Below are 26,922 nucleotides of genomic sequence, written 5' to 3'. Positions count from 1 at the left end.
TTAGTAGGTATTAAAAAGCTTATTCCATTGCCTTTTTATAATTATTTAATAATTTTCTCACTTTAAGATTATCAAAAACAGATGGATAAATTTCATTTAAAATTGTATGATAATCATAATCTAATTCCATTGCCGATATTAAATGATTAAACCCATATTTTTCTTTATTAAGAATAAAAAACAAACCTGCTAATCTATATTCTACCTCTGCAGTAGTTTTGTAAGTTTTCTGCGCTTTTAACAAAATTTTTAAAGCATCATTAAATTCTCCTAAAAAAGATAAAATATCAGTTAAGCCTATATAGATATCTAAAGAATCATTATTTAAAGACAAACATTTTTGAAAACCCGAAACGGCTTCTTCGAAAAAATTGAGTTTTAAATTTATTTCGGCATACCTTTTCCAGTATACAAAATTACTTTCATCTATTTTTAAGGCTTTAGAAATATAATAAGCTGCTTTTTGATAGTCTTCTTGGTCATAATATAAATTGGTTAATAAAATCCAACCTCTATCTAACAAAGGATCTTCATGTACAGCTTTTTTATAATACGAAATTGCTGCTTCAAATTTGTCTAATTTTTCAAAGCATTCTCCAATTCTTACATAAGCAAATGCAGTTGGATCATCTAATTCTAAGGTTATTAAATAATTGTCGATAGCTTCTTGATAGCGCGCTAATTCTTCTAAAGTTTTCGCTTTCTCCAAATATCCACCAATAAAAGATTCGTCAATTAAAACAGCATAATCAAATGAAGTTAATGCTTCATTAAACATTTCTAAAATAAAATACTGTCTTCCTAATTGATGCCACGCAACTTCACAATACGGATTTTTATTTATATAAGAATTTAAATATTTAACAGCTTGCTCATGTTCTTTACTCATATCGTAACAATACACAATATTGTAAAGTGCAGAATAATCTTCAAAATCTACATTTATACATTTTACAAAACTTAAACGGGCATTTTTAAAATCGTCTAAATACAAATATTCCATTCCTAATAAAGACCAAATATCTACTTTATCATCTGTAAAAGAAAGTGCTTTTTTCAAATCTTCAATAGCTTCTAAATGCATTCCTTTTTTAGAACTTATAGTTGCTTTTTGAATAAATATTTCGTCGTTATTAGGTTCTAAACGTTCAATTATCTTTAACAAAAGAGATGCTTTATCTAACTCATTTTCAAAAACATAAAGCTCTACCTGTAAGAGTTTTAAATCTACAGAGGTAGGGTGTTGTTCTAAACCTAATTTCACTGCTTTTTTAGCAAGTGAATGTTTACCAACTTCTAGATAATGTATGATGATTTCCTCAAACTCAACCAAATCAAAGAAATAAATACTGTTGGTTTTGAGCATGGATTCAAACTTTAATAGAGACATAACTATGAGATTTGAATTATTAAAATAAAGGTACTACAACTCTTATACCACTTTTAAATTCTATTGATTTCTTTTCAACAATTTAATTAACAACCAATAGTACATTTAGTTCACATAAATTTTGCACATACGTTTATTTACATTAATTTTGATTTTCAATAACTATCAAGCTAATTTGATAGGTTTCTTATGAGCAGAAAAACCTTACTTAACTCTAAAGATATTGAAATAATTCTGCATCGATTAGCGTGTCAGCTAATTGAAAACCACAATGATTTTTCTAATACCGTCTTAATTGGATTACAGCCTAGGGGTTCTTTTTTAGCCAACAGATTAGCTAATTTATTAAAAGAAGAATATCACATTAAAAACCTAGAATTAGGTCTTTTAGATATAACATTTTATCGAGATGATTTTCGCAGAAAAGACACTCCCCTAGCTGCAGCTACAACCGATATTAATTTTTTAATCGAAGATAAAAAAGTTGTAATTATAGATGATGTTTTATTTTCTGGCAGAAGTATTAGAGCTGCATTAACAGCAATTCAGTCTTATGGAAGACCAACAAATATTGAATTGTTAGTCTTAATAGATAGACGTTTTAGTAGGCATTTACCAATACAACCCAACTATAGGGGAAGACAAGTAGATGCTATAAATAAAGAAAAAGTTTTGGTAACTTGGAAAGAAACAAATAATAAAGACGCAGTTTATATTGAACAAAAGTAATATGTCAGAACTAAGTGTAGAACATTTATTAGGAATAAAATATCTTAAAGCAAATGATATTGATGTCATTTTTAAAACTGCAGATCATTTTAAAGAAGTTATAAACAGACCTATCAAAAAAGTTCCTTCTTTAAGAGATATTACAATTGCCAACTTATTTTTTGAAAACAGCACAAGAACAAAATTAAGTTTTGAACTTGCCGAGAAAAGATTATCAGCAGATGTCATTAACTTTTCTGCTAGTCAATCATCCGTAAAAAAAGGAGAAACATTAATCGATACCGTTAACAATATTTTATCAATGAAAGTAGATATTGTTGTAATGCGTCATCCTAATGTTGGTGCTGGTGTTTTCTTATCTAAACATGTAGATGCCAAAATTATAAATGCTGGAGACGGAACCCATGAACATCCAACACAAGCCTTATTAGATTCGTATTCAATTAGAGAAAAATTGGGCTCTGTAAAAGGAAAAAAAATACTTATAGTTGGTGATGTTTTACATTCTAGAGTTGCCTTATCAAACATATTTGCGCTACAATTACAAGGAGCAACCGTTAAAGTATGCGGACCAACAACTTTAATTCCTAAATACATTTCTAGTCTAGGTGTTACAGTAGAAACAAACTTAAAAAAAGCATTAGAATGGTGTGATGTTGCTAATGTTTTGCGCGTACAACACGAGAGAATGGATATTAAATATTTTCCATCAACAAGAGAGTACACACAGCTTTTTGGAATTAATAAAGAGATTTTAGACAACCTTGGCAAGAAAATAGTTATCATGCATCCAGGTCCAATAAATCGTGGAGTAGAAATTACAAGTGATGTTGCAGACTCTAACGAATCAATTATATTAAATCAAGTAGAAAATGGAGTTGCCGTTAGAATGGCTGTTATTTATTTATTGGCGCAACAAATAAAAAGATAACAAAATGCAAATTGACAAAAAATCCAATTACACACTTATTTCTTTTGATGAAAAGCAATTTACCAATTGCTATAATTCGTTTTTAAAAGAAGTAAAAGCTTTAGAAAAAGAACATTTAATACTTCAAATTTCTGAAGATATTAACGTTACCAACAAAGATTTTTTATTATTTTTGGATATTGCTGCTCAAAAAAAAGAAAATGGTACATCTTTTGTAGTTGTAAATACAAAGGTAAATGTTAATGATTTTCCAGAAACTTTTAATATTGTACCTACTTTACAAGAAGCCGAAGATATATTAGAAATGGAAGCAATAGAAAGAGAACTCGGGTTTTAAAAACAGATAAATGATAAAAAAAATACTTTTTATTTTACTTTTATTCTTTATAACAATTGGATTTTCACAAGAAAAATCAATTGATAAATTGTCTGCAGCCCCAAATCCATTTAATAATTCTACAAAAATCACTTTTAATTCTAATAGTAATTCTACCATAATTTTAAGTATAAAAAATGTTTTAGGTAAGACCGTTATTAAAAAAATGTACAAAACCAAAACAGGAAAAAATTCGATTCCTTTTTACAAAGAAAATCTATCTAAAGGAATGTATATTTATAGCATTCAAGACAAAAAGAAAGTGATCTCAAAACGTTTTGTCATTAGATGAGTTTACAACTAACTATTCTAGGCTGTCATTCTGCTACTCCCCGTGTTAACGCATTCCCAACCTCACAATACCTAGAAATCAATAATCAGCATTTTTTAATAGACTGTGGTGAAGGTACTCAACGTCAGATGAGAAAATATAAAGTTGGTTTTTCTAAAATTGATCATATTTTTATTTCTCATTTACATGGAGATCATTTTTATGGTTTGGTAGGGTTATTATCTACCTATGGCATCCTAAGTAGAGAAAAAGAAATGCATATCTATGGACCAAAAGGCATTAAAAATGCGACACTTCAAATGCTTAAAGTTTCAGAGTCACATGCTAAATTCAATATGATATTTCATGAATTATCTTCAAAAGAAAGTGAACTTATTTTTGAAGATGATAAAGTTTCTGTAAGGACAATACCATTAAATCATCGTGTTTATACAAATGGTTATTTATTTACAGAAAAGGAGAAAGCAAGAAAATTACATATGGATAACATTAGTAATTATGTAGAAATAGACAGAGCAGACTATTTAAATATTAAAGCAGGTAAAGATGTTATTTTACCTACCGGAGAGATTGTCCCTAATTCTGAATTAACGATTAGCCCAAAGAAAGCTTTAAGCTATGCTTTTTGTAGTGATACAAGTTACAAGCCAGACATTATTCCTATTATTAAAAATGTAAATTTATTGTACCATGAAGCTACCTTTTTAGCAGACAGAGAAGATTTAGCAAAAAAAACAAAACATTCTACTTCTAAACAGGCTGCACAAATTGCTAAAGATGCTGAAGTTGGGCAATTAGTTGTTGGGCATTATTCGGGTAGGTATAAAGATATTTCTTTGTTTCAAAAAGAAGCCAAAGAAATTTTTGAGAATACTGAATTAGCAGAACCAGGTAAAGTTTTTAAAGTATAACTTATGGTAGGTGTAAAAGAAATTAATTCCATTTATAATAAAATATTCAAAACCTACCCACAAGTAGAAATTAAAGAGCATATAAAAAAATTAATTGAATTTGATTTTTTCTATCCTTATAATGCTACTTTTTTTTGCATTACAAATACAGCCAATCAAAGTTTTGAATATGTAAGTAAAAACTTTTCTGCTTGCACAGGTTTATCACCAGAAGAACTAAAAAATGGAGGTATGAATTATTTTTGGTCTCTTTTTCATCCAAACGTCGTAAAACCTTGGTTAACTTGTTTAGAAAGTTTAATGTCATTTACAATGAATGAACTTGATGATGAACAGCGTAAAAGAATGAGTTATACTTGGAACTATAGAATTAAAAATGCAAAAGGAAAGTATATTTCTATTATTCAAAATACAACACCACTACAGTTTGACAAAGAACAGAAACCTATTATAGGATTAGCACATTACACGGTTTTAAATGGTGATATAAATATGGATGTATGTGCCTCTGCTAAGTATTTAAACGATAAAAATGAGTACGAAACCCTGTTCTATAAAAATATATCAAGTGATAATTTATTACAAGTAATTAGCAATAGAGAAAGAGATATTATTCGTTTACTACTTAGAAGTAAAACAAGTTTAGAAATATCTAAAACACTAAATATCAGCAAACACACTGTAGACACACATAGAAGAAACATTTTAAAAAAATTAAACTTAAACTCAACTTATGAGTTAATTAACTATTTCAAAAGTAATTTAAGTTTAATTTAAATTTACAAAATTACTCATATTGAGTATTGTAGAGAATTAGCATATAAGGTAGTTTTACTGCATTGTAAATTGGATTAGCTTTTCTGATAAATAACAAAAATTTTATTAGATTCTACAATATTATGGAGGGGGAAATTAAACTTGCTAATTCAATTTACTTTTTAATATTGATTTGTACTCAACAGCACTAAAGTGCAAGCAACTTCTGCTTCAATTTTATTTTCTTGTAATCGTTTTACAAACTCTGTATTTTCTGTACCAGGATTAAAAATAACTCGTCTAGGTTTTAAACCAATAATATAGTCATAATACTCTTCTTGTCTTTTAGGATTTAAATACAAAGTAACAGTATCTATATTTTTGTAATTCTTTTTTTCATCATCAATAACCACTCCTAAAACAGTTCCTTTTTTTACACCTAGAGCCACCACTTTTAAATCTTTATCAACCAATCTTTTTATAGCAATATTAGAATATCTATTAGGATTTGTTGATGCACCAATAACTAATGTTACATTTTTCATTTTATTAAGTTTAGGTTAAATGGTATCACACTGTATTTACACAAATATAAACAATCCAAAATTTAGTTTATAATCTACTAAAGATATTAAATCAAATAATAAAAAAGATCGATTATTTGTAAAAATTTTATCTCTATAAATTCATTTTCAACAATAAAATAAAGGTTCTACTCAATGCAGAACCTTTATTTTATCTGCATAAGTAAAAATTACCAACGAATAACTACAGAACCCCAAGTAAATCCACTACCAAAAGCAGCTAAAACAACCAGGTCGTTATCCTTTACTTTTCCTTTTTCCCAAGCCTCTGTTAAGGCAATAATTACAGAAGCAGCTGTAGTGTTTCCGTATTTCATAATATTGTTATATACTTTTTCATCTGGCAATCTAAATTTTTTCTGTATAAACTGTGCTATACGTAAATTAGCTTGATGTGGAATTAAAAGGTCTATATCATCTTTTTCTAAATTATTAGCTTGTAATCCCTCTACTATAGCTTCTGAAAAACGTCCAATAGCATGTTTAAAAACAAATTGTCCATTCATATATGGAAAATAAGAAATATCATCTGGATTATTTTCAGCAAGAATTTCTGGTACCCAACGTTGTGTTGAGGGGCCTTCTAACACCAATTCTTTTGCATGTTTACCTTCCGAATGTAAATGAGTAGATAAAATTCCTTTTCCTGCTTCCTCACTTCTAGAAAGCACAGCTGCTCCTGCTCCATCTCCAAAAATTACAGTAACACCTCTACCCCTTGTAGAACGATCTAAACCACCAGAATGATTTTCTGCGCCAATCACTAAAATATTTTTATACATTCCGGTTTTTATAAATTGATCTGCAACAGACATCGCATAAATAAAACCAGAACATTGGTTACGGACATCTAATGCCCCAATTGTTGGCATATCTAACATTTCTTGAACCATGACACCACATCCAGGAAAATACATATCTGGACTTAATGTAGCAAATACAATAAAATCAATATCATCTTTAGTTAAACCAGCTCTTTCAATTGCAATTCTAGAAGCCTTAGCCCCCATCACAGCAGTTGTATCACCAGTTTTTGGATCAATCCATCTTCTTTCTTTTATCCCAGTTCTTTCCTGAATCCATTCATCTGAAGTATCCATGAATTCTTTTAAATCGTTATTAGTTACAACGTTTTCTGGGACATAATATCCTAAACCACTAATTTTTGAATTATACATAATTATATATTGATTTTTTAGTTATTTGCAATTTTTTAGCCTGTAAAAATAGTAATTTTTAAAAATACATAAAAAACTTGCTATTTAAAAAAATATTTCTGTCATCTTGTCAGAAAATTATTTTTGGTATTTTTTTTGACTATTAATTATACTTTAAATAATAAAGTTAAACAAAACAAATATAAAAATGGCAAAAGGAAACATTAATGTATCAGTAGAAAATATTTTCCCTCTGATTAAAAAATTCTTGTATTCTGATCACGAAATCTTTTTACGTGAACTTATTTCTAACGGAACAGATGCAACCACCAAGCTAAAACACCTTATTTCTATTGGTGAAGCAAAAACAGAATTAGGTGATGCTAAAATTGAAATCAGTATCGATGAAAAAGCAAAAACGTTAACGATTAAAGATCAAGGTTTAGGAATGACGATGGATGAGGTTGAAAAATACATCAACCAAATTGCATTTTCTGGCGCGGAAGAATTTTTAGAAAAATATAAAGATGACAAAAATGACACTGGTGTTATTGGTCATTTTGGTTTAGGTTTTTACTCTGCTTTTATGGTGGCAGAAAAAGTAGATATATTTACAAAATCATTTAAAGACGAGCCTGCTGCTCATTGGTCTTGTGATGGTTCGCCAGAATATACATTAGTAGAACATGATAAATCTGATAGAGGTACAGAAATCGTTTTACATATTGCAGAAGACTCTTTAGACTTTTTAAAAGAAGAAAAAATTGGTGGTTTATTAAATAAATACAATCGTTTTAACCAAGTGCCAATTAAATTTGGAACAAAAAAAGTAAACGATCCTAATTTTACACCAAAAACAACAAAAGATAAAGACGGTAAAGAGACTACAGAGCCTCACAAACAAATTGAAGTTGACAATATTATTAATAATACAAATCCTGCATGGACAAAAGCCCCTGCTGATTTAAACGATGAAGATTACACCAATTTTTATAGAGAATTGTATCCAATGCAATTTGAAGAATCTTTATTTCACATTCATTTAAATGTTGACTATCCTTTTAATTTAACAGGAATTTTATTCTTCCCTAAATTAACACAGAACATGGATATGCAAAAGGACAAAATCCAATTGTATCAAAACCAAGTTTTTGTAACAGATAATGTTGAGGGAATTGTACCTGACTTTTTACAAATGTTAAAAGGTGTTATCGACTCACCAGACATTCCTTTAAACGTTTCTCGTTCTTATTTGCAAGCTGATGGAGCTGTAAAGAAAATTTCTGGTTACATCACTAAAAAAGTGGGTGATAAATTGGCTTCTTTATTTAAAAAAGATAGAGCCGATTTTGAAACAAAATGGAACGATATTAAAGTAATTATCGAATACGGAATGTTGTCTGAAGACAAATTCTTCGACAAAGCTAAGAAATTTGCACTATATCCTACAGTTGCAGATACTTACTTTACGTTTGATGAATTGATTGAAAAAACAAAAGATACACAAACAGATAAAGACGGAAATCACGTTATTTTATACACATCTAACAAAGAAGCTCAACATAGCTACATACAAGATGCAACTGCAAAAGGCTATGAAGTATTGTTATTAGATTCGCCAATTATTTCTCATTTAATGCAGAAATTAGAAGGTGGTGATGCTAAAGTAAAATTTGCAAGAGTAGATGCAGATTTTATTGACAATTTAATTAAGAAAGACGAAAATGTAATTTCTAAATTATCTGATGAAGAAAAAGAGAACTTAAAGCCAATTATTGAAGCTGCTGTTCCAAAAGAAACCTACACTGTTCAATTAGAAGCTATGGATTCTAGTGCATCTCCTTTTTTAATTACAGTACCAGAATTTATGCGTAGAATGAAAGAAATGCAAGCATCTGGTGGTGGAGGAATGATGGGAATGGGTAATTTCCCAGATATGTATAATTTAGTGGTAAACACTAATAGTCCTTTAGTTTCAGAAATCTTAAACACTAAAACAGAAAAGAAACAAAAGCGTTTAATTTCTCAAGCTTTTGATTTGGCTAAATTGTCTCAAAACCTTTTACATGGTGAAGAGTTAACAAACTTTATCAAACGTTCTTACGAACTGATTAAATAGTAGTAATACCAAAGGTTACTTATATAAACCTCTCTGTTAATTCAGAGAGGTTTTTTATTAGAAGCTATCAAAAAAACAACTAAATTCGTTTCTTTAATGTATTCTTTTAGGATTGAATAATTCTACACAACATAAAATCAATATATGCAAATAAAAGATAAAACAGTTTTAATTACAGGCGGAGCCTCTGGCATAGGTAAAATTATGACTCGTTTACTTTTAGAACGAAAAGCAAAAGTTATTATTTGGGATATCAACCAAAAAGGAATAGACACAACCATTTTTGACTATAAAAACCTTGGAGAAATTTTTGGATATGTAATAGATGTTTCAAACCCAAAAGAAATAAAAGAAACTGCTAAAAAAGTAAAACAAGAAATTGGTAGCATTGACATTCTTATCAATAATGCAGGAATAATTATTGGAAAGTACTTTCATGAACATACAACATCAGAAATTACCAAAACAATGGATATAAACGCAAATGCTCCAATGTTAATTACTAAAGAATTTCTAAAAGACATGCTAACTAAAAATACTGGACACATATGCAATATTGCCTCTTCTGGAGGCTTAATTTCAAATCCAAAAATGTCTGTTTATGTAGCTAGTAAATGGGCTTTAATTGGTTGGTCTGATAGTTTACGCTTAGAAATGAAACTATTAAAAAAGAATATTAATATAACCACGATTATGCCTTATTACATCAATACAGGAATGTTTGATGGAGTTAATTCTAAAATACCAATTCTAAAACCAGAAGCAGCATCACTTACTATTATAAAAGCAATTGAGAAAAACAAAAAAATGATCACAATCCCTGGGTATATGTATCGATTTGTTAAAATAGGACAAGCAATGATGTCTATTAACTTTTTTGATTGGTTTGCTGGCTCTGTATTAGGGATTTATAAAACTATGGAAGAATTTACTGGCCGTAAAAAATAATCCTCTTTGCTAAACATCGTATTTCTTACACTAATTAAAAACACAACTTTACTTAACAAACAGACCAGCTTACTCATTACTGGTTTTAAAACTCAAAATTACTTTATAGGTTTGATATGTCATCCTTAAAAAACATATCATGAAAAATCAATTTAATTTAGCCGTAAAAACTCCTTGTTCAGAAAAATTTGAAACTTTTAAAAAAACCCAAAAAGGTGGTTTTTGTAATTCTTGTAATAAAGAAGTAATCGATTTTACAAAAATGACAACTTATGAAATTGTCAATTATTTTAAAAAGAACAACCATAATACTTGTGGACAATTCATGAAACATCAACTAAGTAGCCCCCCTCAAAAGCTACCTAAAAGAAAGTTAAGTTTCTTTGGCGGAATTGGTTTAGCTTTCTTTAGTTTTTTTACATTCGGCACATTACAAGCTCAAAAAAAATCCTCTAATAAAGAAATAAAACAACTCAAAAAAGATTTTTTTATAAAAGGAATTGTTTCTGATGAATCTGGTCCTCTACCTGGTGTAAGTATTCTATTACAAGGAACCAACAAAGGAACACAAACAGACTTCGATGGAAGATTCAAATTCCCAATAGTCTTAAAAAAAGATGATGTTTTAATCTTTTCATATTTAGGTTTTGAAACTAAAAAAATTACAATAGACGGTAAACATTCCAATAAAAACATTACACTTAATGTCAATTTTAAAAATGAATCTTATGTATTAATGGGGGCTGTAGAAGTAAAAAAAGTTTATAAATCTAAAAAGAAATCTTAATAATGAAATCTTAATAATGAAATCTTTTACACTTCTTTTCATCTTCGTTATATCCATAAACGCAAACTCTCAAATATCAGATTTTAAAAATATTAGCTTGGTTAAAGCCGATAATATTGCCACATTAAATGAAGGAGAAAATCTCTATAACTTACCACTATTAACACATAAGTTAACCATTAAATTAATGACTGATGTAGAAAAATTTAGAGCAATTTACACTTGGATTTGTAATAATATTAAAGGTGATTTTACAATGCACACAAAAGTAAGAAAGCAACGAAAAAAATTAAAAAAAGATAGCACTACATATTTAAAATGGAATAAAAATTATAATAAAAAGATGTTTAAAAGCTTATTAAAACATCAAAAAACAATGTGTACAGGCTATGCTTATTTAGTTAAAGAAATGGCAAAAATTGCTAATATAGAATGCGAGATAATAGATGGATATGGCAAAAATATTTCTTCAAACGTAGATACTTTAGAAATGGCAAATCATTCTTGGAATGCCGTAAGATTAAATAACAAATGGTATTTATGTGATGCTACCTGGTCTAGTGGTTATATAGATGAAAAAGGAAAGTTTATAAATGATTATAATGATGGGTATTTCTTAACAGATCCTATTCTTTTTTCTAAAAAACATTTTCCTTTAAAAAAGAAGTGGTTACTAACAGAAAAAATAACTTCAAAAAATTTTACTAGTGCACCTTTATTATATGGTGAAGCTTACAAGTATAAAATAATTCCTAAAAATCCTACAACCATGGATTTTATAGCAACTCAAAATGAAGAAATAAATTTTAGTTTCAAAACATTAAAGGACATTAAATCAAGTAAAGTTGCTTTAATATTTTTTAATGGCAATGAAGAAAAAAATTATAAAATATATGATCTAAAAAAAGATAAAAGCAATATTTCGTTTACAAATAAATTTAACAAAAAAGGGTTTTATAATGTTCATTTAAAACTAAATAATGAGATCGTTATTACTTACAATGTAAAGGTTATAAAACCTTAAAAAGCAAGTATCCTAAATTTAAATGAGAATATTTTTTTTACTAGTTTTGCACTCTTGAATAATATTGATAATTTTTTACTTAAACCAATGTTTAAAATAAAAAAAGCAAAAATTTCCGATGCTCCATTTTTATCGAAATTAAGTGTCGCTTCTTTTTTACCAGCACACGGTCATTCTGCTTCAAAAAAAGATATAGAAGAATACATTTCTAAAAACTTTAATGCAGGAAATTTTATAGAAGAACTAAAACAGAAAGAAAATTTATATTATATCTTAGAATATCAAGGTAAAGTAGCCGGATATTCTAAAATTGTTTTTAATTCAGAAAACGACAATATCTCTCATAAAAACATTACTCTTATGAATAGATTATACTTATTAGAGGATTTTTATGGCTTAGGTCTAGGTAAAGAATTATTCAATTTTAATCTAACACTTTGCAAACAAAATAACCAAAAAGGAATTTGGTTAAAAGTTTGGGTAGAAAATGAAAAAGCAATCAATTTTTATAAAAAAAACGGATTTAAAATAGTTGGTAAAAGTGATTTTAAAATTTCTGAAACACATTCGAACCCTAATCATATTATGTATTTAGAATTTTAGAGTTTAAAAAAAATGCTGAAAAATCTGTATATTACAATCTGTTAAATACAATTTTCACTAATGGATAGTTTTTTAAACTTTTTTGAAACGTTGCCTTCGTGGCAAAAATTATTATGGATATTTATCTGTATTTCTGCAAATTGGATCGCAGAATTGATTATTCCACTTGTTAAATTTAATTATAAAAAATGGAAACATGCTGGGGTTAACTTAGTCTTTCTTGCAATGGATTTAAGTATAAACTTGCTGTTTGGCGTCTTAACTTTAGGAATTTTTACATGGTTAAATACAAATGAATTTGGACTTTTATACTTAATAGATTTACCTACTTGGGCAGAATTATTAATAGCCGTTTTGGCTTTAGATTTTTCGGCACAATATCTAGTCCATTATTTATTACATAAAGTTCCGTTTATGTGGCGTTTTCACATGATACATCACAGTGATACTACTGTAGATGCTACAAGCGCTACTAGACATCATCCAGGAGACTATTTAATGAGAGAAGTCTTTGCTTTATTAGTTATAATTCTTTTTGGAATTCCTTTAGCCTACTATCTTTTCTATAGAATGGCAACTGTATTTTTTGCTTATTTTACGCATGCCAATTTTTACATGCCTAAAAAGCTAGACAAAATATTAAGTTTTGTTTTTGTAACTCCTAATATGCACAAGTTCCATCATCATTTTGAAATGCCTTGGACAGACACCAATTTTGGAAACATTTTTTCTTTTTGGGATCGATTGTTTGGAACATTAACTTATGACGACCCTAAAAAAGTGATTTTTGGGTTAGATTTAGTAGATGCTTCTAAAGATCAAGATATTGTATATCAATTAAACATCCCTTTTAACAAAAAAATAATATTAAAAACAGATAAATAAGCTTTTACAAAATTATTCAAATCGTTTATTAAAATATTTTTTTAGAAAGATAATTTGTACAAAAATCATAAAAGTAAAAATAGAAATTGCTAAAAACAAGGTGTTTGAAACAGAAATGTTTTCAAATAAATTAGATAATTTATTTTTCTTATGAAACTAAAATCTAAATCTGGAAACAGAAAAGAATTTTAAAAAGATAACAGATTTTTACAATTAAGTAAATAAAAAACCCAGTAAGAAAGCTTACTGGGTTTAATTATGTTCTTGTTTTTTTTAATAAACAATTATTTTATAACTGTGATTTTTATTATTATTAATCACTAAATAATACATCCCTGTAGTTAAACTATCTGTTAATACTTTTGTAGATAAATCACCATCTACAGTTTGTTCTTTAACTAAAGCTCCTAAAACTGAGTATATACGAATCTTGTTGATACTCGTTTTTGAATTTTGAATATTTATATCATCTCCACTTTTAACAAAATTTGGGAAAATCATAAATTCTGAAGTTTCAAAATTATCTTTAGAAAGAGTTGAAGGTTGATAAAGAGCAAAAGAATTAAATCCTGTAAAAGTCCCTTTAAAACTATGATAGCTTTGACTAGCATTTGTTTCTAGTAAACTTCCACTTATATTATAATTTACAGTAGAATCTGTAGCATCATCAATAGAACTACCATCTACTCTAATTATCTGTAAAGAACTCGGATCTGAAAAATCACTTAATTCTGCATCAGTAAAATATAATGTTATATCATATGTAGCTGTTGCTGCATTCTCTCCATCTGCTTCTATTTTAAATACTTTACCTGAATGAGAACCCGCTATGTTAGAAAAATTTGAAGAACTACCATTTTCTAAAATAGAAAGAGTTACACATCCTAAATCTTCTGTTGCGTTTTCAATAAGTCCAAGTACTTCTCCATCTTGATTACTTATAAAGTAAACTTGATTTCCTGTATTTACAGTTTCGTTATCAGAATCTGCTATATCACTTTCTACAGGAGCTGCATTACCCGATACCAATACATTATCTACAGAAAAACTATAAAGACTCTGAATTAAATCATCATTATACCATCTCCAAATTAAAGTAAAAGATTTATTATCTAAAGCAGGTATCGCTAAATTAAATGTCCCTGAATCTGGTATTCCAACACCAATTAGAGGTAATCCTTCTGTTGAAAATTTCTGAACTGATTCATAAGTACTTCCATCTAAAGTATACATAAATTCTCCCCAATCTAAGATTGTAGAACCATCATTTTCACCTCCAGCTGTCCAATCAAAAGAAACTGTTACATTAGAAATACCACGAGCATCTACAACTTTACTAATTAAATCTACACTACTTATTGCTGTTCCGTTATAAATAGGCGTTGGTGTTTCTATAAAACTTGGCCCTACAAATGCTGTTCCATTAAAATACCATTTATTCACATCAAATGCAGAATCTACAATCCATCCTGTAGGAGCATCTGAATCATCAAAACTTTCGCTTAATAATTCAATTGTTCCAGCACCTATACTTGGCACATAATCATCGTCTAAAATTGTAATTGTTTGTTTTCTTACATCTTCTGGATTAGGTCCGTTTAAAAAATTCATTTGAATTGTTTCATTTCCTTCAATGATTCCATCATTATAAACAGTAATTGTTACTTCTTTAGTAACCGGGGTTGCAGAAACATCAAATGTTAAACTAGAAGGAGAAACATCAAAGTCTTCTCCTAAAGTTGCTGTAGAATCATCAAATGTAAATGTTGCGGTTTGAGCTGTTGTTACTGAAGCAGCAGTAATTGATACAGTAATTGTATTGAACTCATTACAACCTGTAGTAGCTGTTTTTTCATTTACCATGCTAGTTGTCGATTCATACAATAAAATATTTGGGTCTGGAGCCACATACTGTTCTCCTACTCCAACGGCATACCAAGCATTCATAACTTGTTCTACTTCATAAGCAGTATATTCTGTTTCTGCGATTAAAATTGTAGCATTTCTCATTTCAGAAAACAATGCGTTTGGAGTAAGTAATACTTCTGCTTTAAATGTAATTTGTTCTGCAAGATCAAAACCAAGACCGCTAACAGAATAAGGAAGTCCTGCACCTCTATCTTGTATTGCAGGATCAGCTGCTATTTTATTTGCTCCTGGTGACAATGGCTGACCAGAACCTGTAACCAATAAATAAAACCACTTGTTTAATACACCACTATTGGTATGCACTCCACATTGATCATTAACTAAAGTTGCAACACAACCATCTGTTGCCGTCCAATCTTCACCTCCATAAAAAGAAGGACTTCCCGCTGCATTTGGATCATCCATCCAACGTAATGCTGCAGACCCTGCTTCACCAGGAGCTATACCTCCATCACTTTCATCAATTTGCTCTCCAACTCCCCAAGGATCGTATGGTAAAGTATTGTCAATTTTAGTTAATACATAATTTTCTACTGCTGCTGCCCAAATATCTGAAAAACCTTCATTCATTGCTCCTGATTCACCAGCATAAACAAGGTCTGAAGTTGCAGAACAAATACCATGTCCTATTTCATGTCCACAAACATCTAAAGAAGTTAAAGGTAAAAAAGAACCTCCAGATAAGTTTGTTCCTCCTTGATAACTACCATCTCCGTATGTCATTGCTGTTCCGTTCCAAAAAGCATTGTCATAAGCATCACCATAATGAACATAATTAATAATCTTTGTTCCTTTATTATCATGACTACTTCTTCCATGAACATCAGCCCAATATCTTAACACAATTTCTGCTCCCCAATGTGCATCTAATGCAATATCATCATTGTTTTTTTCATTATGAAGAGGATAAGGCGTACTAAAATCATTTCGATAATGTTCTTCTGCTGTCCAATTATTATCTCCTACTTCTGAGCTAAGTTGTAATTCTAATGGATCTGAATAGCCATCATATATAGAATAAGTAGGAAGACCGTTTATATTTATTGGGAGACCTCCAACGCCTCTATAAGATCTAGTTTCATTTAACACTAAAGATTCATCTACATCTGCGGTCAAGGGATCATCAACAATACCATAAGGAGATAAATCAATAGTTCCATCTAATGAATAAGCAGTGATATCTCCTAACAATACCCTTTCAATGGTTGTTTCAGTAGCTTGAAAGTTTCTATTCCCAGCAAACCTAGTATCTCCAGATGCAGTTACAGATGCAGAACTAGAAATCTCTGATCTATATGGGATGTTTGCTAAAGCATTTCTAGCTTCATCTCTTTTTTCATTTACTTCTCTAGCATGTTTAATAATTGCATCTGCTAAAATGGTTTTTCCATTCTGAGCATCAATAAAGATATTTCCTCTAGAAACAGGTTCTAATGCATATATATTAAATTTATAAGCTAATTTTAAATCCGATTCTGGAGTTGTATAATCATCTACATATACCAGTTCTCCTTTTGGGAAACTTTCATCATAACTAGCTTGAAGTTTGTTTAATAAGTTTGCATCTGTGGTCTTAGCCATTTGCTCATTTATTGCTTCCCAAACATATTTATCTGCTCCAACAAAATTCTTTGCTAATTCTCTTGCTTGATTTTTAGAAATCGAAGCAGCTTTATTCATACTTCTGTCTATAAAATAATGTTCTAAACTTATAAATTTAACTTTGTCATTTTTAACATAAGCTTTGTATTTTGCATGTGCAATTTCGATACCTTTATAAGTAGCAGAATAAGTAATAATTTCTGATCCATTTTTAGATTTCGTCTTATCAGATAAGTACAATTGAAATGCATCATTATTAATTTGAAGAGCATTTTTAATAAACTCTGGAAGTTTATTAGTCGTTAAATCAGAATTTGATTTTAATTTAATAGTTGAAGGTGTTTGCCGTTCTTTATTTAAGAAGTAGGACTCAATTTTTTGGTTAGTTTTTAAAAGTTTTTCGAAATTTTGATGGTTAGTTTTTTGCGCTAACAGGGTCCCTGAAAATAACACGAAAAAACAAAAATGTAAGATTTGTTTCATTTGTACTAATTTTGTGTTTACAATAAGATTAAAAGGGGATGCCGTAAATCTATAAAAAAAAACAACTTATTTAACATTATTTTAACTTTTTTTTTCAATTAAAAAGAAGTTATCTTTAAAAAAATATTTCATAATGAAAAAAATCATATTCTTATACCTACTTATATCTACCTCAATTACAGCACAAACAGATCAAAAAATTTACGATATTATAAATGACGTTTCTGCAAATAGAATTAAAGCTGATATTAAAACGTTAACAGAATTTGGCACAAGAAACACATTTTCTGATACCATTTCCAATACACGTGGAATTGGAGCTGCAAGACGTTGGATAAAAAATCAATTTGATAAAATTTCAACTGATTGTAACAATTGTTTAAACACCTTTTATCAAAAAGATCTTGTTACAAAAAAAGGCAACAGAAGAGTACCGCATGATGCTTGGGTAGTAAATGTTGTTGCCATACAAAAAGGCAGCAAATACCCAAATAAATATATTATCATGAGTGGTGATATCGATTCTCGTGCAAGTGACACAATGGACTTTACTACAGATGCTCCAGGTGCAAATGACAATGCGTCGGGAATGGCGGGAACTATTGAAGCTGCAAGAGTATTAAGTAAATATAAATTTGAAAGTAGTATTATTTATGTTGGTCTTTCTGGTGAAGAACAAGGTTTGTTTGGTGGTGCAGGTTTAGCAAAGTATGCTCAAAAAAAAGGTTGGGAAATCATTGGAGTATTAAACAATGATATGATTGGTAATATTACCGGTGTTGACGGAGTAATAGATAATCGTAGTTTTCGAATTTTTTCAGAACCAGTTCCTGCAAACGAAACTGAAAAGCAACGTAAAATGCGTAGATTTTACGGTGGTGAAGTAGATGGAATTTCTCGTCAACTTGCAAGATACACTCATAAAATGGTCAAAACATATATGCCAGAAATGAATCCAATGATGATATATAGACTAGATAGATTTGGACGTGGAGGACATCATAGACCTTTTAATGATTTAGGTTTTCCTGGAATTAGAATCATGGAAGCTCATGAAAACTATACGCAACAACATCAAAATATTAGAACAGAAAACGACATCAATTACGGGGATACCTTTGAACATGTAAACTTTGATTATGCTAAAAAACTAACTGCTGTTAACGCCATCACAATGGCTGGTTTAGCAAGTGCTCCTGCAAGCCCTAAAGATGTTGCTATTGGCGGTATAGTTCAAGCATCTGCTAAATTAAAATGGAGTAAAGTAGAAGGAGCGAAAGGATATAAAATTTATTGGAGAGACACAACATCTCCAACTTGGGATTATAGTCGATTTGTAAAAGAAACAGAATTTACTTTAGAAGGAATTGTTATTGATAATTTCTTTTTTGGGGTTGCATCAGTTGGTAAAGATGGTCACGAAAGTGTTGTTGTTTTTCCAAATAAGATTTTGAGATAAAATATGTCTGAAAAGCCAGAACTATATTTTAAAAATAATATTGAATGGCGCAAGTGGCTTTCAGAGAATCATCATAGCTCTATAGGAGTATATCTAATTTTCTATAAAGTAGAAAATGAAGAGGAGTCTATGAGGTGGGAAGATGCTGTAAAAGTTGCACTCTGTTTTGGCTGGATAGATTCTACAGTAAAAAGTTTAGGAAATGGAAAACGAAAGCAATATTTCTGCAAACGAAACCATAAAAGTGTTTGGAGTGCTTTAAATAAAAAACACATTAAAGAGCTAACTTCTAAAAACTTGATGCAAGAAAAAGGTTTAGAAATAATTAAAATTGCTAAACAAAATGGTTCTTGGTTTGCTTTAGATGAAGTTGAAAAAGGAATAATCCCCGAAGACTTACAAATTGAGTTTAATAAAAACAATCTTGCATTTACAAACTATCAGAATTTTGCTCCAAGCTATAAAAAAGGATATTTGTACTGGTTATTTCAAGCTAAAAAACTAACAACCAGACAAAAAAGAGTTACAGAAATCATAAAATTGTGTCAAGAAAACAAAAAATATAAATAAGTTTTGTAACTTTTCACAAAATAATTAGTCTTTTTTATAAGACATGTATTGTTTTTACAAACAATACATGTAAGTAGTTTTACAAAAAAAGAACTTACAAACTTAATTTATAATCAACTCAAACTTAATATGAAAACAATCAATTCCAGGAAATTTAAAATTATTTTCTCTTTTTTTTTAGCTCTTACTATTTTAGGTATTAATGATGTAAATGCACAAAGAAAAAAGAAAAACAAAAAAGACGCGAAAAAAGAAACACCGATAAAAAAACCTATTCCTAAGAAAAAAGAGAAAACAATTTCAGATCTCACAAAAAGTAGTAAAAAAATAGAAGGTTTATTTACAATTTTTCAAGACACAGTTACTGGTGATATCAAATTATTAGTAAAGAAAGAGCAATTAAACAAAGACTTTATTTACTTTTCTCAAATTGCAGACGGTGTAACAGAAGCAGGTCAATTTAGAGGATCTTATAAAGGTTCTACAGTATTTAATGTACAGAAATACTTTAATAAATTAGAGTTTATTGCTCCAAATACTTCTTTCTATTTTGATAAAAACAATGCATTATCTAAATCATCTAATGCAAATATTAGTGATGCTGTTGTAGCTAGTGGAAAAATATTAGCTTCCGATGATGCAAAAGGCGAATTTTTAATTGATGCAAGTAGTCTATTCTTATCAGAAACATTTACAAGAATTAAAGGACCTAGATTTCCAGGACAATCTCCGTTTGCATTTAGTTTAGGAAGATTTGACAAAGCAAAATCTAAAATAAACTCAATTAAAAACTATCCAGAAAACACAAACGTAAAAACAGAATACGTATACAACAACCCTACTGTTTTTAACGGAGGAGGACCTGCAGTAACAGACGGAAGAAACGTTTCTATCAAAGTATTTCACACGTTTATGAAAATGCCAAAAGAAGACTACACTCCTAGAATGGATGATGCTAGAGTTGGTTATTTTTTAACAGAAACAAATGATATGACAACCACTAAAACGATAAATTATAGAGATATGATTCATCGATGGAAATTGGTAAAAAAAGATCCTAATGCTGTAATTTCAGAACCAGTTACACCAATTACTTGGTGGATAGAAAACACAACTCCTATAGAATGGAGAGAAACTATTAAAGAAGGAGTTTTAGCATGGAATGAAGCTTTTGAAAAAGCAGGATTTAAAAATGCTATGGTTGTAAAAGTACAACCAGATAATGCAGATTGGGATGCAGGTGATGTACGTTATAATGTTTTACGTTGGACTTCTTCTCCAAATCCTCCTTTTGGTGGTTATGGACCAAGCTTTGTAAACCCTAGAACTGGTGAAATTTTAGGAGCAGATATTATGTTAGAGTTTGTTCATTTTACAAACAGAGTCTTTGCTGATAAATTATATAATGATGCAGCCTCTAATATGAAGTTAGAAACTTTAGAAGAATTGGAAGTAAAAAAGCATCAACAACACCAAAACCACATGTTTTGCTCTATTGGAAACATGATGCATGAAAATTTAATGCTAGGTACAGCTGTTTTACAAGCAAATGGAGCTTCAGATTTAGAAATGGAAGCGATAAAAAAAGAAGGGATGAAATCTTTAATTATGCACGAAGTTGGTCATACATTAGGATTGAATCATAATATGAAAGCAAGTCAAGTTTATACACCGGCTCAATTAGCAGATAAAAACTTTATTAAAGGAAAAGCTTTAACAGGTTCTGTAATGGATTATGCTGGTATTAACTTAACTAATGACAGAACAAAACAAGGTCAATATTATGACATGGCAGTTGGACCTTATGATATTTGGGCAATTCAATTTGGATATACTCCTTTTAAAGGAAAAGCTGAAAGAAATGCATTATTAGAAAGATCTACAGAACCTGGTTTAATTTTTGGTAACGATGCTGATGATATGCGTTCTCCAGGTAAAGCAATTGATCCAAGAGTAATGATTGGCGATTTATCTAACGATCAAATTACGTACTCTATAAACAGATTTGAGTTAATCAATTCTATGATGAAGAATTTGAAAACTCAATTTACAAAGAAAGGAGAAACTTATGAAGAATTAAGAAGAGCTTACTATACTCTTCACAATCAAACCGCTACTGCAGGAGGTGTGGTTTCTAGGTTTATTGGAGGTGTATATGTTGATAGAGCTACTTTCGGTCAAAATGGAGGAACACAACCCTATACTCCTGTAAGTTATGCTGATCAAAAAAGAGCTATGAATACTTTAAAGAAGTATATTTTTGCCCCAAATGCTTTTGACACACCAAATGATGTCTATAATCTTTTAGCAAGACAAAGAAGAGGATACAATTTCTTTGGTGGTCCAGAAGATCCTAAAATTCATGAACAAGTATTAGGTTATCAAACAAGTGTTTTAGCACACATAATGCATCCAAATACATTACAAAGATTATCTAATTCCGAACTGTATGGTAACAAATATAAATTATCTACTTTTATGACTGATTTAAACAATACAATGTTTAAGCCAGATGTTTATGGAAGTATTAATTCTTTTAGACAAAATTTACAAGTTGTTTATACACAAAGATTAATTAATATGGTTACAGGTAAAGCTAGTAATAGATTTTCTTCTGCAGCAAAATCTATGGCAATTTATAATCTTAAAAACATTAAAACGTGGGTTAGCAATGGTACTGGTAATCTAGCTACCAAAGCACATAAAAATCATTTAAAAACACTAATTACCAATGCAATGAAAGAGATTAAATAATTGCATAAAAATTATCAATCAAAAACCGCAATCTTTCGATTGTGGTTTTTTTATATCTTTACATTATGGCTAAAATATTAATTACTGGAGGTACAGGTTTGGTAGGTACTAGACTTACAAAGATGTTAATAGAACAAAAACATGAAGTAGCGATTTTAAGTAGAACTCCTAAAAATAAAAATGAATACAAGTGGAATGTTTCTAAAGACTATATTGATGATAAAGCCTTTTTAAATGTAGACTATATAATACATTTAGCAGGTGCTGGAATTGCGGATAAAAATTGGTCAGAAAAAAGAAAAAAGTTAATTATTGATAGTAGGGTAAAAACAACTAATCTTTTATTTAAAAAAGTAATAGCACAAAAACTAAATTTAAAGGGCTTTGTTTCTGCTTCCGGAATTGGTTATTATGGCGCTATAACTTCTACTAAAATTTTCAAAGAAACAGATAAACCAGGTAATGATTATCTAAGTGAAGTTTGTAAAAAATGGGAACAAGCAGCGCTTCAATTTGAAGCAAAAAAAATACCAGTTACTTTATTAAGAACTGGTATTGTGATTTCTAAAAAAGGTGGCGCTTTACAAAAAATGAAAACACCTATAATTTCACCTTTAGGTTCGGGTAAACAATATTTACCTTGGATTCATATTGACGATTTATGTAATATGTATATATCTGTTATTGAACAACAATTAGAAGGTATTTATAATGCTGTTGCTCCAGAACATCAAACAAGTAAATCATTCTCTAAATTATTAGCCAATAACCTTAAACGTCCTTATATAAAATTTGGAGTACCTTCTTTAATTCTACAACTTATTTTTGGAGAAATGTCCGTATTACTTTTAAAAGGAAGCCGAATTTCTGCTGATAAAATTATAGAAACTGGTTTTAAATTTAAATTTCCAACTTTACAAAATACGTTTAAAAATTTATTTTAATTTAATTTTTTCATTTTACCTGTCCAGCTTCTTCCTCCTAAAGTCGATTCGTAATAAATATATCCACGTTTTACTTTTTGGATTTTCATTTTTAATTTAATTCCTTTTTTAAATGGAAATCTAGGTAAGTTAGACTCTTGTAATGTCATATAACATTCATCTTCTGCAGTCCAAGTTATTGTTGATTTTATAAAATATTTTTTATCATTAAAATATTCTATATGTTCGTTCTCACTAAAAATCACTAAAACATCATCTCCTTTATATTTATAAGTATACTTTGTTTGCTCTAATAGAGGAACTATTTCTTTAGATGAATTATTGTCTATATTATTCTCATTATAATTCATTTCAGAATTTAATGCATAATCTTGAGCGTTCGTAGTTAAAGAAACAATAATAAGTAATGATGTGAAAAGTATTTTTTTCATAATAAAAAATTTATGGGGGGTTAGTAAATTATTATATGTTAAAAATACTCCTTTATAAAGGCTTTGTCAATACCCAAAAATAGTGAAATTTTCATCTCACCATAAATGGTGAGACTTATCACCTAAAATGGTGAATCTTTATTTAAACGTAAAATATCATCAAGGATAGCTTGTTACTTTTTAGTTCTAAAAAATATTTTTGTAACCTTAAAAAGGTCATTATTATTTACTAACATTAATTAGTAAATAATAATGACCTTTTTAATTTAAGAACTAGGTTCAGTCGGTAACGAAACTAGTCTACTAGTATTTTAATATTATGTTCTTAAAAAGTTGAAGTAATATTTAATAATACTTCATTCCAAGTTTTAGAAATTCCATCTGCACCTTTGTGCAGGTCAAAACATTCTTTATTAAGTGCTGCTAATGCATCGGCAGCATTCCATTTGGTAACATCCATAGTTGCTTTCAAAGAAAAAGAATTGTTTTCTATTGTATATTGAAAAGGAATTTTCTCTGTTACTCCGTTCATTTTAATATTTGTATATCCAACAGAATCATTTTCAATAACTAATTTTCCAGATAATAATTTGGTATTATCCATTATACCGAAGAAAAACTTTTTGATTTTAAAATCTCTACTCGTATCTTTTGTAAAAATACTACTTACAGGTATTGAGAATTCTGTATTATTAATTGCTTCTTTAATAGTATTTCCTTCACCTCCAGAAATAATATCTACTTTTTTAAACTGTCCTCCAACAGGAACTTTTTCTGTGGTTTTAAAAGCAGTAAAATTTATTTCATTTTTTGCCTTCTTTAAAGAAAATTTTGCGTCAACTTTACTTACTTCTTTTGATGTTTCTTTTTTTGCTTCTGATTTGCAGCTAGAAAAATTAAATGCTATCACTGTTAAAAAAGCTACAATAACTACTTTCTTCATAATTATATTATTTATGGTTTAATATGGTTTCTGCTAACTTTATATATTCTTTTTTCGCTTCGTCTGATTTCATTCCGTTTAATTGAATCCAAGCATTTAACTTAAATGCATCTCTTACATCGATATCATTTTTAAAAGAAAAATTATTACCAAAATTTGCCTGCTTATAATATGCATAAAGCTTCAGCATAAGATCTGGAGCTACAGCTTCTTCTAATTTAGATATTTCAACAAATGCTTTTTCAAACTCTATGTCTAAATCATTTTGCATAAAATTATTTCTCTGCAACAACTTGAACTCCACCTTTTACTTTATCACCTAATTTAACATTCAGTTTTGTACCAATAGGTAAAAATAGATCTACCCTAGATCCAAATTTAATAAAACCTGCATCAGTACCTTGTATTACTTTTTCTCCTACTTTAGCATAATTTACTATCCTTTTTGCTAACGCACCTGCAATTTGCCTATATAAAACTTCACCAAAAGTAGTATTTTCTAAAACAATTGTTGTTCTTTCATTTTCTGTAGAAGCTTTAGGATGCCAAGCTACTAAATATTTACCTGGATGATATTTACTATATTTTACAACTCCACTCATTGCATACCTTGTTACATGAACATTAATTGGAGACATAAAAATAGAAACTTGTAATCTTTTTCCTTTAAAATACTCTGGTTCTTCTACTTCTTCAATTACAACAACTTTACCATCTACTGGTGCAATAATTGTATTTTTATTTAAAGGTGTAACTCTTTTAGGGTTTCTAAAAAATTGAAGTATAATTATTAAAAAACCTAAAATAAAAACTTGAACCGCTTTAACTAACCAATCAATTTCAATAAATTTCTCTGCAAGTAAAATACCTATAATAGATAATACAAAAGCAATGGTAATAATTTTATATCCTTCTTTGTGAAAACGAATCATTCTTAAATTATAAAGTTAATATACAAATATACAAATGGAGCAACAAACAACAAACTATCTAATCTATCAAAAATCCCACCATGACCTGGCATTATATTTCCGCTATCTTTAATGCTTGCTTGTCTTTTAAATTTAGATTCTACCAAATCTCCTATAGTACCAATTACACTAATAATAAGTGCAATAATAATCCAATTTATAGTTGTAAAATCAGCATTATATTTACTAATTATTACAGCAGAAATTAATGCAAAAACAACACCTCCCAAAAAGCCTTCGATTGTTTTTTTAGGTGATACAGAAACAAACAATTTCCTTTTACCAAAATTTTTTCCAACTAAAAAAGCAAAGCTATCATTTACCCAAATTAAAACTAAAAGACAAATCATCAAATAAGGTTTATAATCACCTTTAAAAATTGGTAATAAAACCAAGAAACTCATAGAAAAAATTAAATATCTTATAGTTAATCCTAGTTTTGATCTTTCATCAGAAAATTTAATCTCTTTTTTTGAAAAAAGTTGATAGATAAGAAAAATAGATGATAAAATCGTAATAATTAGAATACCTGTTACTGCATAACTTTGAGGTCTTTTAAGCATTAAAAATAAAGCAACTACAAAGAAAATATATGGAGCAAAACTTTTAAGTTTAATGATTTTTAAAAATTCCCATATGCAAATAACACCAAATAATGATGTAAGTATGATATAGGATTCTTTAGAAAAAAGAATTGCAGAAATAAAGATTAAAACGTAAATAACTCCAGATAAACTCCTTCTTAAAAGGTTGCGCATATTATAAGTCTTCTAACAACAGCAAATATAAGTTTTTTGAATTACTGTTGCCGTAGTTTAAAAAATTATCCTCACTTTTATTTAAGTTATAGTTCTTAATTGCTGAAATATTAGTGGGTAAATTTTCTTTATTATTTGTTTTAATCCCCGTTAAACCTTGACTAGTATCTTTAACTAATTGGCTTGTAGTAGCATATACAATAAAGTTTTCTGACAGCTCAGAGAATTTCTTACTTTTTAATTGATTTGAAGAAAATAAAATATCTCCATTGTCTGCTATTAAATGTTCACAAGTAGTTAGAATTGGTGTTTTTGAATTAAAACTCTCTATAATTTTTACATCTTCTTTTTTAAAAAAGGAGGATAAGTTTTTATCTAGTATTAAAATTTCACTCCAATTATTCTCGGAAATAATACTTTTAAGGTTTGCAATAACTTCGTCTTTTTTTAAGCAGTATAAGAATTTACCTCCTTTTTCTATAAAGTTATGTACAAACAAATCGTCAAGAGATAAATTTACCTCTTGACTTTGTATCTCTTTTGTTTCCTTTATAGAAAAATTAAATATTTTTTTAAATAATTTCAT

General features: G+C 28.9%; 26 protein-coding genes. 16 read left to right on the top strand and 10 right to left on the bottom strand.

From position 1 onward, the window contains the following. Positions 1 to 19 precede the first annotated feature (19 nt). Positions 20 to 1,390: a tetratricopeptide repeat protein gene (locus MC378_RS13170; protein WP_242179231.1), complete on the bottom strand. Its 1,371-nt coding sequence runs from the start codon at positions 1,388 to 1,390 to the stop codon at positions 20 to 22. 189 nt (positions 1,391 to 1,579) lie between these two features. Between MC378_RS13170 and pyrR the strand changes: the two genes are divergently transcribed. Genes pyrR through MC378_RS13140 form a run of 6 tightly spaced genes read left to right on the top strand, consistent with a single transcriptional unit; the run spans position 1,580 to position 5,406 of the window. Then, complete coding sequence (pyrR, locus tag MC378_RS13165; RefSeq protein ID WP_242179230.1) at positions 1,580 to 2,119, top strand: bifunctional pyr operon transcriptional regulator/uracil phosphoribosyltransferase PyrR; 540 nt, start codon at positions 1,580 to 1,582, stop codon at positions 2,117 to 2,119. Position 2,120: 1 nt separating this feature from the next. Then, complete coding sequence (locus MC378_RS13160) at positions 2,121 to 3,050, top strand: aspartate carbamoyltransferase catalytic subunit (protein ID WP_242179229.1); 930 nt, start codon at positions 2,121 to 2,123, stop codon at positions 3,048 to 3,050. A gap of 4 nt (positions 3,051 to 3,054) precedes the next feature. After that, entirely contained in the window at positions 3,055 to 3,387 is a 333-nt protein-coding gene (locus tag MC378_RS13155; RefSeq protein ID WP_242179228.1) for a hypothetical protein, read from the top strand. Positions 3,388 to 3,397: 10 nt separating this feature from the next. Beyond that, positions 3,398 to 3,718: a T9SS type A sorting domain-containing protein gene (locus tag MC378_RS13150; RefSeq protein ID WP_242179227.1), complete on the top strand. Its 321-nt coding sequence runs from the start codon at positions 3,398 to 3,400 to the stop codon at positions 3,716 to 3,718. Next, entirely contained in the window at positions 3,715 to 4,629 is a 915-nt protein-coding gene (locus MC378_RS13145; protein WP_242179226.1) for a ribonuclease Z, read from the top strand. Before MC378_RS13150 ends, MC378_RS13145 begins: the two co-directional genes overlap by 4 nt. A 3-nt stretch (positions 4,630 to 4,632) precedes the next feature. Beyond that, a complete protein-coding gene (locus MC378_RS13140; RefSeq protein ID WP_242179225.1) occupies positions 4,633 to 5,406 on the top strand; it encodes a LuxR C-terminal-related transcriptional regulator in 774 nt (257 codons plus the stop codon). Positions 5,407 to 5,567: 161 nt separating this feature from the next. Here MC378_RS13140 and MC378_RS13135 read toward each other — a convergent pair whose 3' ends face one another. Together MC378_RS13135 and MC378_RS13130 are read right to left on the bottom strand one after the other, a co-directional pair. Next, positions 5,568 to 5,930, bottom strand: a complete 363-nt coding sequence (locus MC378_RS13135) for a CoA-binding protein (protein ID WP_242179224.1) — start codon at positions 5,928 to 5,930, stop codon at positions 5,568 to 5,570. A 209-nt stretch (positions 5,931 to 6,139) separates the two neighbouring features. Further along, positions 6,140 to 7,147 carry a 3-oxoacyl-ACP synthase III family protein gene (locus MC378_RS13130; protein WP_242179223.1) on the bottom strand — a complete coding sequence of 336 codons (1,008 nt, stop codon included), beginning with the start codon at positions 7,145 to 7,147 and terminating at the stop codon, positions 6,140 to 6,142. Positions 7,148 to 7,334: 187 nt separating this feature from the next. Between MC378_RS13130 and htpG the strand changes: the two genes are divergently transcribed. From htpG to MC378_RS13100, 6 genes are all read left to right on the top strand, one after another. Further along, positions 7,335 to 9,245, top strand: a complete 1,911-nt coding sequence (gene htpG / locus MC378_RS13125) for a molecular chaperone HtpG (protein ID WP_242179222.1) — start codon at positions 7,335 to 7,337, stop codon at positions 9,243 to 9,245. 144 nt (positions 9,246 to 9,389) lie between these two features. Then, complete coding sequence (locus MC378_RS13120; RefSeq protein ID WP_242179221.1) at positions 9,390 to 10,193, top strand: SDR family oxidoreductase; 804 nt, start codon at positions 9,390 to 9,392, stop codon at positions 10,191 to 10,193. Between the two features lie 139 nt (positions 10,194 to 10,332). Beyond that, on the top strand, positions 10,333 to 10,980 hold the full coding sequence (locus MC378_RS13115) for a carboxypeptidase-like regulatory domain-containing protein (protein ID WP_242179220.1): 648 nt from the start codon (positions 10,333 to 10,335) through the stop codon (positions 10,978 to 10,980). A 16-nt stretch (positions 10,981 to 10,996) separates the two neighbouring features. Then, on the top strand, positions 10,997 to 12,004 hold the full coding sequence (locus MC378_RS13110; protein ID WP_242179219.1) for a transglutaminase domain-containing protein: 1,008 nt from the start codon (positions 10,997 to 10,999) through the stop codon (positions 12,002 to 12,004). 87 nt (positions 12,005 to 12,091) lie between these two features. Then, entirely contained in the window at positions 12,092 to 12,607 is a 516-nt protein-coding gene (locus MC378_RS13105) for a GNAT family N-acetyltransferase (RefSeq protein WP_242179218.1), read from the top strand. Between the two features lie 60 nt (positions 12,608 to 12,667). Continuing rightward, on the top strand, positions 12,668 to 13,492 hold the full coding sequence (locus tag MC378_RS13100; RefSeq protein WP_242179217.1) for a sterol desaturase family protein: 825 nt from the start codon (positions 12,668 to 12,670) through the stop codon (positions 13,490 to 13,492). 273 nt (positions 13,493 to 13,765) lie between these two features. Here MC378_RS13100 and MC378_RS13095 read toward each other — a convergent pair whose 3' ends face one another. Further along, entirely contained in the window at positions 13,766 to 17,506 is a 3,741-nt protein-coding gene (locus MC378_RS13095) for a M4 family metallopeptidase (RefSeq protein WP_242179216.1), read from the bottom strand. A 133-nt stretch (positions 17,507 to 17,639) separates the two neighbouring features. Here MC378_RS13095 and MC378_RS13090 point away from each other — a divergent pair, with 133 nt between their 5' ends. The 4 genes from MC378_RS13090 (at position 17,640) to MC378_RS13075 (ending at position 23,233) form a co-directional block, all read left to right on the top strand. Then, entirely contained in the window at positions 17,640 to 18,965 is a 1,326-nt protein-coding gene (locus tag MC378_RS13090; RefSeq protein ID WP_242179215.1) for a M28 family peptidase, read from the top strand. 3 nt (positions 18,966 to 18,968) lie between these two features. Then, complete coding sequence (locus MC378_RS13085; RefSeq protein WP_242179214.1) at positions 18,969 to 19,535, top strand: YdeI/OmpD-associated family protein; 567 nt, start codon at positions 18,969 to 18,971, stop codon at positions 19,533 to 19,535. Positions 19,536 to 19,664: 129 nt separating this feature from the next. After that, positions 19,665 to 22,289, top strand: a complete 2,625-nt coding sequence (locus MC378_RS13080; protein ID WP_242179213.1) for a zinc-dependent metalloprotease — start codon at positions 19,665 to 19,667, stop codon at positions 22,287 to 22,289. A 65-nt stretch (positions 22,290 to 22,354) separates the two neighbouring features. Further along, a complete protein-coding gene (locus tag MC378_RS13075) occupies positions 22,355 to 23,233 on the top strand; it encodes a TIGR01777 family oxidoreductase (protein WP_242179212.1) in 879 nt (292 codons plus the stop codon). Here MC378_RS13075 and MC378_RS13070 read toward each other — a convergent pair. From MC378_RS13070 to MC378_RS13045, 6 genes are all read right to left on the bottom strand, one after another. After that, entirely contained in the window at positions 23,230 to 23,664 is a 435-nt protein-coding gene (locus MC378_RS13070) for a hypothetical protein (protein WP_242179211.1), read from the bottom strand. The genes MC378_RS13075 and MC378_RS13070 overlap by 4 nt on opposite strands. Positions 23,665 to 23,989: 325 nt before the next feature. Beyond that, positions 23,990 to 24,607, bottom strand: coding sequence for a YceI family protein (locus tag MC378_RS13065; RefSeq protein WP_242179210.1), 618 nt, complete (start codon positions 24,605 to 24,607; stop codon positions 23,990 to 23,992). 7 nt (positions 24,608 to 24,614) lie between these two features. Beyond that, positions 24,615 to 24,878, bottom strand: a complete 264-nt coding sequence (locus MC378_RS13060) for an acyl-CoA-binding protein (protein WP_242179209.1) — start codon at positions 24,876 to 24,878, stop codon at positions 24,615 to 24,617. 4 nt (positions 24,879 to 24,882) lie between these two features. After that, positions 24,883 to 25,539: a phosphatidylserine decarboxylase family protein gene (locus MC378_RS13055; RefSeq protein WP_242179208.1), complete on the bottom strand. Its 657-nt coding sequence runs from the start codon at positions 25,537 to 25,539 to the stop codon at positions 24,883 to 24,885. A gap of 2 nt (positions 25,540 to 25,541) precedes the next feature. Beyond that, a complete protein-coding gene (locus MC378_RS13050) occupies positions 25,542 to 26,336 on the bottom strand; it encodes a phosphatidate cytidylyltransferase (protein WP_242179207.1) in 795 nt (264 codons plus the stop codon). A gap of 1 nt (position 26,337) precedes the next feature. Then, positions 26,338 to 26,922, bottom strand: coding sequence for an LUD domain-containing protein (locus MC378_RS13045; RefSeq protein WP_242179206.1), 585 nt, complete (start codon positions 26,920 to 26,922; stop codon positions 26,338 to 26,340).

Source organism: Polaribacter marinus (assembly GCF_022662535.1).
GTDB lineage: Bacteria > Bacteroidota > Bacteroidia > Flavobacteriales > Flavobacteriaceae > Polaribacter > Polaribacter marinus.
The sequence above is the reverse complement of the archived record's forward strand: the minus strand, read 5'-3'. Positions and strand labels throughout refer to the sequence as shown.